This window comes from Streptomyces sp. ATLC9, assembly GCF_057196705.1.
In genome coordinates, this window is record NZ_JBXUOY010000247.1 from 1 (window position 1) to 7683 (window position 7683).

The 7683-nt window shown below is 72.7% G+C and carries 7 protein-coding genes; 3 read left to right on the plus strand and 4 right to left on the minus strand.

Going from position 1 to position 7683, the window contains the following annotated elements; all coding sequences use genetic code 11:
• On the plus strand, positions 1-1098 hold a 1098-nt coding region (locus AC2CJA_RS21305), incomplete at its 5' end, for a restriction endonuclease subunit S domain-containing protein (protein ID WP_484604282.1).
• 196 nt (positions 1099-1294) lie between these two features.
• Here AC2CJA_RS21305 and mgrA read toward each other — a convergent pair.
• Together mgrA and AC2CJA_RS21315 are read right to left on the minus strand one after the other, a co-directional pair.
• Positions 1295-2296: an L-glyceraldehyde 3-phosphate reductase gene (gene mgrA / locus AC2CJA_RS21310; RefSeq protein WP_484604283.1), complete on the minus strand. Its 1002-nt coding sequence runs from the start codon at positions 2294-2296 to the stop codon at positions 1295-1297.
• A 185-nt stretch (positions 2297-2481) separates the two neighbouring features.
• Positions 2482-3732, minus strand: coding sequence for a right-handed parallel beta-helix repeat-containing protein (locus tag AC2CJA_RS21315; protein WP_484604284.1), 1251 nt, complete (start codon positions 3730-3732; stop codon positions 2482-2484).
• A gap of 476 nt (positions 3733-4208) precedes the next feature.
• Between AC2CJA_RS21315 and AC2CJA_RS21320 the strand changes: the two genes are divergently transcribed.
• Positions 4209-4412: a hypothetical protein gene (locus AC2CJA_RS21320; RefSeq protein WP_484604285.1), complete on the plus strand. Its 204-nt coding sequence runs from the start codon at positions 4209-4211 to the stop codon at positions 4410-4412.
• Positions 4413-4479: 67 nt separating this feature from the next.
• Here AC2CJA_RS21320 and htpG read toward each other — a convergent pair whose 3' ends face one another.
• Positions 4480-6429, minus strand: coding sequence for a molecular chaperone HtpG (gene htpG, locus AC2CJA_RS21325; RefSeq protein WP_484604286.1), 1950 nt, complete (start codon positions 6427-6429; stop codon positions 4480-4482).
• A gap of 153 nt (positions 6430-6582) precedes the next feature.
• Entirely contained in the window at positions 6583-7065 is a 483-nt protein-coding gene (locus AC2CJA_RS21330; protein WP_484604287.1) for a MarR family winged helix-turn-helix transcriptional regulator, read from the minus strand.
• A 65-nt stretch (positions 7066-7130) separates the two neighbouring features.
• Here AC2CJA_RS21330 and AC2CJA_RS21335 point away from each other — a divergent pair, with 65 nt between their 5' ends.
• The gene (locus AC2CJA_RS21335) at positions 7131-7598 is read left to right on the plus strand and encodes a nuclear transport factor 2 family protein (protein WP_484604288.1); all 468 of its coding nucleotides are present in this window, start codon (positions 7131-7133) and stop codon (positions 7596-7598) included.
• Positions 7599-7683 lie beyond the last annotated feature (85 nt).

Here is a 7683-nt window from a genome sequence, read left to right on the forward strand (position 1 = left end):
GCCGTCGCCTCCCGCCGCGCCGGCCGCAGGATCCGCGGCGCGCTGCTGCGCGCCGGACTGCTGCGCGCCGTCATCGCCCTGCCCCCCGGCTGCGCGCAGCCGCACAGCGTCTCGCTGCACCTGTGGCTGCTGAGCGCCCCCGAGGGCACAGGGCCCGCCGAGGACAACGGGATCCTGCTCGCCGACGCGGCGGCCGCCCTGCGGGCTGCGGCCGGACGCGAGGGCGGGGTGGACTGGGACGCACTGGGTGACTTCGTACGGACCGCGGTGCGCGCCTACGGCAGCGGGGCGGACGAACTGCCGGACTGCGCCCGGCGTATGACCGTCATCGAACTGCTGGACGACGAGGTCGACCTCACCCCCGGACGCCATGTCTCCCCCATGCCCGGCGGCGAGGAACTCGATCCGGAGAGCGCCTGGAGCGGCTTCGGCGAGGCCCTGGACGGACTGCGCGCCGCGGGGCGGACGCTGTCCGCCCTGGAACCGGCCGGGGAGGGTGGAGGCGGACAGCCGAGGACGACCGTGGGCGACCTGGCCCGGGCCGGAGCGCTGACCCTGCGCGGCGGCCGGCAGCCACCGGAGGGGACGGTCCGCGGCGGTGAGCCGGACGAGGGCGGCATGCCCCTGCTGACCGTGCCGGACCTGCTCCGGGGCGGCGGGCCGACGGGCTGGCTGCACCCCTCGGACATCTCCGGCCGCGGTGCGCTGGTGGCCATGCCGGGCGACGTGGTGGTGGCCGGGGTGATCCGCGCCTTCGCCGCCTGGGTGCACCAGGGCCCGCCCACCGTGCTCGGCGCCCAGTTGTACGCGCTGCGCGTGGACCCGGAGAAGATGGACGCCTGGTTCCTCGCGGGCTGTCTGCGCGCCCCCTCCAACGGCCGCCAGGCGGGCACCCACGCCTCCAGCGCCTCCCGGGTGGACGTGCGCAGGCTCCAGGTGCTCCAGGTACCGCCGGCCGAACAGTCGCGCTACAGCGAGGTGTTCCGGCGGCTGACGGAGTTCGAGGAGTACCGCGGACGCCTGGACGAGCTGGCCTCGCGCCTGTCGCGCGACATCAGCGACGGCCTGGCGACGGGCCGGCTGTCGGCCGGACGCTGAGGCGCGGGCCGGGGACGGGGTCGGGGTCGGGGGGCGCGAGTCGGCGACGGCGTTGTGCGTCCCCTCCGGGTGGACGGCGGCGATCTCCGCGTCGTCCGGCCCGCACTCGGTCCACACCGTCACGGAGATGGCCATGCCCCGCTCCTCTCCCGGGCCCGGGCTCCGGGCGGCTGCCGGGAGCCCGGGACGGCCCGCCCTAACCGGCCCGGCCGGCGAGGTGGCTCTCGATCTCGGCGAGCTCGTCGTCGGTGAAGTCGAGGTTGCCGGCGGCCGCGACGTTCTCCTCCAGCTGCTTCACGCTGCTGGCGCCGACGAGCGCGGAGGTCACGCGCCCACCGCGCAGGACCCAGGCGATGGCCGTCTGCGCCAGGGTCTGGCCGCGCCGCCGCGCGACGCCGTCGAGCGCGCGGACCGTGGCCAGCGTCTCCTCGGTGATGCCCTCCGCGGACAGGAACGGGCTGGCGCCCGCGGCCCGGGACCCGGCGGGGATGCCGGACAGGTAGCGGTCGGTGAGCAGCCCCTGGGCCAGTGGGGAGAAGGCGATCGAGCCGGCTCCCACCTCGTCGAGCACGTCGAGCAGGCCGTCCTCGGCCCAGCGGTTGAACATCGAGTAGGACGGCTGGTGGATCAGCAGCGGGGTGCCCAGCTCTGCCAGGATGCGGGCGGCCTCGCGGGTCTGCCCGGGGCTGTAGTTGGAGATGCCCGCATACAGCGCCTTGCCCTGCCGGACGGCGGTGTCCAGCGCGCCCATGGTCTCCTCCAGGGGCGTGTCGGGGTCGTAGCGGTGCGAGTAGAAGACGTCGACGTACTCCAGGCCCGTGCGGCTCAGGCTCTGGTCCAGGCTGGCCAGCAGGTACTTGCGCGAACCCCACTCGCCGTACGGGCCCGGCCACATGTCGTAACCGGCCTTGGTGGAGATCACCAGCTCGTCGCGGTAGGGGCGGAAGTCGCGGGCGAGGTGGCGGCCGAAGTTGGCCTCGGCCGCGCCGGGGGGCGGACCGTAGTTGTTGGCCAGGTCGAAGTGGGTGACGCCCAGATCGAAGGCGCGGCGCAGGATCGCCCGCTGGGTCTGGAGCGGCTTGTCGTCTCCGAAGTTGTGCCACAGGCCCAGCGAGATCGCCGGGAGTTTCAGCCCGCTGCGTCCGACACGTCGGTAGGGCATGGCGTCGTAGCGCGTGTCCGCGGCGGTGTGGGTCACGGTGCTCCTCTGCGGGGTGGGCGGGCCGGGGGGGGGGGGGGGGGGGGGGGGGGGGGGGGGGCGCGGCGGCCCCCCCCCCCGCCCCCGGCCCGGAGGGCCGCTCGTACCGCGGACGGCGGCGACCTCCCGCCCAGCTTCCGGGGCGGGAGGACGCCGTGCGGCTCCTCGCCGCGGACTCCGCCGGCTCAGCAGGTGTTGCGGCCGGTGTTGTTCAGGGTGAGGTTGCGGTAGGTGATGTTCGTGCCGCAGGGGCTCTCCCTGAGCGAGGTGTCGCTCAGCGTCAGGTTCTGCAGGGTGATGTCCCTGTTGCCCGGGAACTCGCTGCGGGCCGCCAGCCTGACCTCCCCGCCGCCGCTGACCGTGCCGCCCTGGGAGGCGACGGTGACGTTGTAGCAGTTCTCGATCAGGATGGCGTTGTTGCCGGTGTTGGTCAGCGTCACCCGGTCGATGACGGCGCCGCCGCTCTCGGAGACGCAGAAGACCCCGCGCCCGCCGCCGCGGGCGATGACCTCGCCGACGCGGATGTTGGTCGGATAGCCGCTGCCGATCCGGCCGTTGCGGTTGGCCATCCGGAACGCCGCGTAACCGGTGCCGGTGGCGGTGTTGTCGGCGTCGACCTTCCCCACCGTGGCGTTGACCGTGTCGTTGAGCAGCAGTCCGGAGTAGCCGACGTTGCGGGCGGTCACCGTCCCGATCGTCAGCCCGTCCACCCCGTAGGTCTCCACGCCGTGGTTGCTGGTGCCCGAGACGTGGACGTCGTCGATGCGGATGTCGCGCGAGCGCGACGAGCGGTCGCCGTGGTTGTCGATCCGGATGCCCAGACCGCCGGAGAGGCGCAGGTCGATCCGGCCGAGCAGCACATTGCCGACGTTGCGCATGAAGATGCCGTACAGCGGGCGGCCGGTGACGGTCAGATGCCCGACCTCGACGTTCGTCGTGCCGCGGGAGTAGATCGGTGCCTGGTCGCCGGAGCCGGAGCCGGTGACATCGATGGTGCCGCACACGTCGATGGCGGTGTTGCTCGGCAGCGAGACCCTGGTGCCGGCGCTGATCGAGCCCGAGCCCCGCACCACCACGCGCTCCTTGTAGGAGCGGTTGGGGGTCAGGCTGCCGATCGCGGCCTGCATCGCGTCGCGCATGCTGCCGCCGGTGTAGACGGTGCTGCCGCCCCGGCGCGCGGTCCAGGTGCTCCCGTTCCTCACGGCCTCGGCCTGGTACGAGCCCTCGCCGCAGGCGGCAGCGGCGGCCGGCGCGGTCTGGGCGGAGCGGGACTTGTGCGCCTGCTGTGCCGCCCGTCCGGAACGGTCGGCCCCGGCCCGGGGCTCCGCCGCCCCGACCGGGGTCGCCGCCGTCGCCAGCATGGCCGCCGCCAGGGCGCCGGCCGCGACCGCGGTGAGCCCGCGCCTCCTGACGGAGGGTGTGACTCCGCTTCTCATCGTGGACTCCTTCTCGTGGGGGGACACTCACCGCACACGGCACGGGGCCGCTCACGCCGGGCCGGACCGGGGGCCGTCCGGACGGGGGAAGATCGCGAGAAAAGTGCAGTAAGCGCTTTCTGGGTCCGTCAGTATTGCAACGTTTCATTCAGGGGGTCAAGAGTCGTGCGGGCACCTGCGAGAACAGCCGAACCGCGGCCTTTCCCGTGGAACGCACCGTCGAATTCCCCAACAGATCACCCCTGACCTGCTACTTCTCGCTTTCCCGGGGCGGCCTCCACTCCCGGGATTCCTTGTCCTCGGAACATCCGCACCGAATAGCGGGCGGATTCGGAAACCCGAAACGGGCATATTCCTCACCGGTTCGCCACGCGCGCGGTGAAACCGGCCGGACGGCGCCCGTCCCGGGAAACCGGCATCCGGGAGACCTCCGGCCGCAAGGCCGCCGGATCGTCCGTCTGGCGCCGGCCGCGCTGGTGGCCGGCGCCCGCGAGTGGCTGATCAACCAGGGCTACCAGCCCGACTCCGGCGCCCACCCGCTGCGCCGCACCGTCCGCACCCATCTGGACGACCGTCTCGCCGACCTGATCCTCGACGGCGCCCTGCGCACGGGCGACACAGCGCTGGTGGGCATCGACGAGCACGGCCTGACCTGCGAGGTCGTCGGCCGGCGGGAGTGAGGGCGCCGTGACCGGGGACGGCGTTGGCCGCCGCCCCGGTCACGGCGCCCGGGCCGTCAGCGGCCGGTCACAGGGACCGCTCCAGGCGCTCGGCCATCAGCCGGGTGAAGCGGGCCGGGTCGCCGGGCATGCCGCCCTCGGCCAGCAGCGCCATGCCATGGACGAGTTCGGCCATGCCCTCCAGGTCCGGCGCGGAGGCGTTCTCCGCGTGCGCCCCGCGCAGGCCGGTGATCAGCGGATGGCCGGGGTTGATCTCCAGAATGCGCTTGCTCTCGGGCACCTCCTGGCCCATGGCGCGGAACATGCTGCGCAGGCCGGGCGTCATGTCGTCGGCGTCCGAGACGACGCAGGCCGGCGAGACCGTCAGCCGGGAGGACAGCCGCACCTCCTTGACCTCGCCGCCGAGCCGCTCGGTCATCCACTCCAGCAGCCCGGCGTACTCCTCGCGCCGCCGCTCCCGCTCCGCCTCGGCCTGCTCCTTGTCCTCCTCGGTGCCGAGCTCGGCCTCGCCCTTGGCGATCGAGAGCAGCTTCCTGCCCTGGAAGTCGGGCACCGCGTCGACCCACACCTCGTCGACCGGGTCGGTCAGGATCAGCACCTCCAGTCCCTTGTCCCGGAAGGCCTCCATGTGCGGCGAGCTCTCCACCGCGCTCCGGGAGGGTCCGGTGAGGTAGTAGATGTGCTCCTGGCCCTCCTTCATCCGCTCCGCGTACTCCTGGAGCGTCGTCGCCTTCTCCGCGTCGTGGGTGGAGGCGAAGGAGGAGGCGGCCAGGATCGCGTCGCGGCTGTCGGGGTCGTTGATCAGCCCTTCCTTGACGACCGCGCCGAACTCCCGCCAGAAGTCCGCGTACTTCTCGGGCCTGGCCGTCCTCATCTCCTTGAGGGTGGCCAGCACCTTCTTGGCCAGCCGCCGGCGCATCAGCTGGATGTGGCGGTCCTGCTGGAGGATCTCGCGGGAGATGTTCAGCGACAGGTCCTGGGCGTCGACCACGCCCTTGACGAAGCGCAGGTAGGCCGGGACCAGCTCCTCGCACTCCTCCATGATCAGGACGCGCCTGACGTAGAGCTGCACGCCCCGCCGGTCCTGGGTCAGGACGCCCTGCGGCGGCCGCGCGGGCAGGAAGAGCAGCGCCTGGTACTCGAAGGTGCCCTCCGCCTGGACGCGGATGGTCTCCAGCGGGTCGGTCCAGTCGTGGCTGATGTGCTTGTAGAGCTCGTGGTACTCCTCGTCGGAGACCTCGCCGCGGGGCCGGGCCCACAGGGCCTTGCGGGAGTTGATCGCCTCCGGCTCGGACTTCCCGCCGCCCTCGCTCCCGCCGTCCGCGTCCTTCCCCGCCTCCTCGGCACCCGCCTCGACCAGGCGGATGGGCCAGGTGATGAAGTCGGAGTAGCGCTTGACGATCTCCCTGATCTTCCAGGGGGCCGTGTAGTCGAAGAGGCGGTCGTCGGCGTCCTCAGGCTTGAGCCTCAGGATGACCGAGGTGCCCTGGGGCGCGTCGCCGACCGTCTCGATCGTGTAGGTGCCCTCGCCGGTGGAGATCCAGCGGGTGCCCGAGGACTCCCCGGCGCGGCGGGTCAGCAGCGTGACCTCGTCCGCCACCATGAAGGCGGAGTAGAAGCCGACGCCGAACTGCCCGATCAGCGCCTCCGCGGCCGCCGGATTCCCGGCGTCCCCTGCCTTCTGCGCCTCCTCCAGCTTGCGGACGAACTCCGCGGTGCCGGACTTGGCGATCGTCCCGATCAGCCCCACGACCTCCTCGCGCGACATCCCGACGCCGTTGTCGCGCACGGTCAGCGTGCGGGCGTCCTTGTCGGTCTCGATCTCGATGTGCGGGTCGGAGACATCGGCCCCCAGCGAATCGTCGCGCAGCGCCTCGATGCGGAGCTTGTCGAGCGCGTCGGAGGCGTTGGAGACCAGCTCCCTCAGGAACACGTCCTTGTTCGAGTAGATCGAGTGAACCATCATCCGCAGGAGGCGGCTGGCCTCCACCTGGAACTCGAACGTCTCGGCCGTCATCGTTGTGGATTCCCCCACCAGTCGTCGTCCGTGCCCGGCCCCGTTCCCCGCGCCGACCGGCCGGCGCGGGGACCCGCCGGGAAATGCCTTCCCGGTGATGTTATGCCGGACGGGCCCCCGGGTGCGGTGCGACGGTACTGACGGCCGACACGGTCAGCGGGGCGGCCTGACCTCGCGGCGCCGGACGGCCGCGGTGCCTCCGAGGGCGTCGAGGAGGTCGGTGAGGAGGGTGCGGGCGGCGTCGAGGGCCGTGGCGCCGAAGCGCTGCCGGAGACGTTCCTCCAGTGATGCCCGGGCACGGCGGGCGGCGGTGACGGCTTCGTGTCCGCGGGGGGTGAGTGTGACGCGGCGGACGCGGGCGTCGTGGGGGTCGGGGAGGCGTTCGGCATAGCCGAGGCGCTCGAGTTCGGCGACCGCCTTGGAGGCGCCCTGCTGGGTCATGTCGAGCTTCTCGGCGAGGTCGCCGATGGTGGGCCGGGCGTGGACGAGGTGCTGGAAGACGTAGCCGTGGGACATGCGCAGATCGGGGAAACCGCGGGCGGCGAGTTCGTCCTGGACGGCGGAGGCGGCGGCCAGGCCCGCGAAGAGGGCGAGGGTGCCGGTGTCGAGGTCGTGGGGGTCGGGTGACTGCTCCATGGGTTCACTCTGCCATTGGACAGCCTCAGTTGCTCAACTGAAGTTGTACAACTATGGTTGACTACATGCCGGAGCTCCACGAACACCCCAATGTCCGCACCGCCGTCCGCTACCACCGGGCGGTGTCCCGCTTCGCCGCGGGCGAGGAACTCACCGCTTTCCTCCACCCGGACACGGTCCACACACAGCTGCCCAACCTCCTCTTCCCGGACGGCACCGTCCGCCGTCTGCCGGACCTGGTCGACGCCGTGCGGCAAGGACGCACGCTGCTCACCGACCAGCACTTCGAAGTGATAAACGCGGTCGCCGCCGGCGACCGGGTCGCCCTGGAGGCCACCTGGTCGGGCACCCTGGCCGTACCCCTCGGCGACCTGGCCGCCGGGCAGGTGCTGCGCGCCCACGTCGCGGCGTTCCTCGAGTTCCGCGACGGGAAGATCATCGCCCAGCGCAACTACGACTGCTACGAGCGCCTCCGCCCCGCGGCTTCGGGCGAGACCGGCCGGCAGGCGGGGAACGCGGAGAGTCCGCTCTGAGCCCGGGACGTCCCGGCACGGGGGGGGGCGGGGGGGGGGAGGGGGGGGGGGGGGGGCGGGCGGCGGGGGCGCGGGGGGGGGGCGC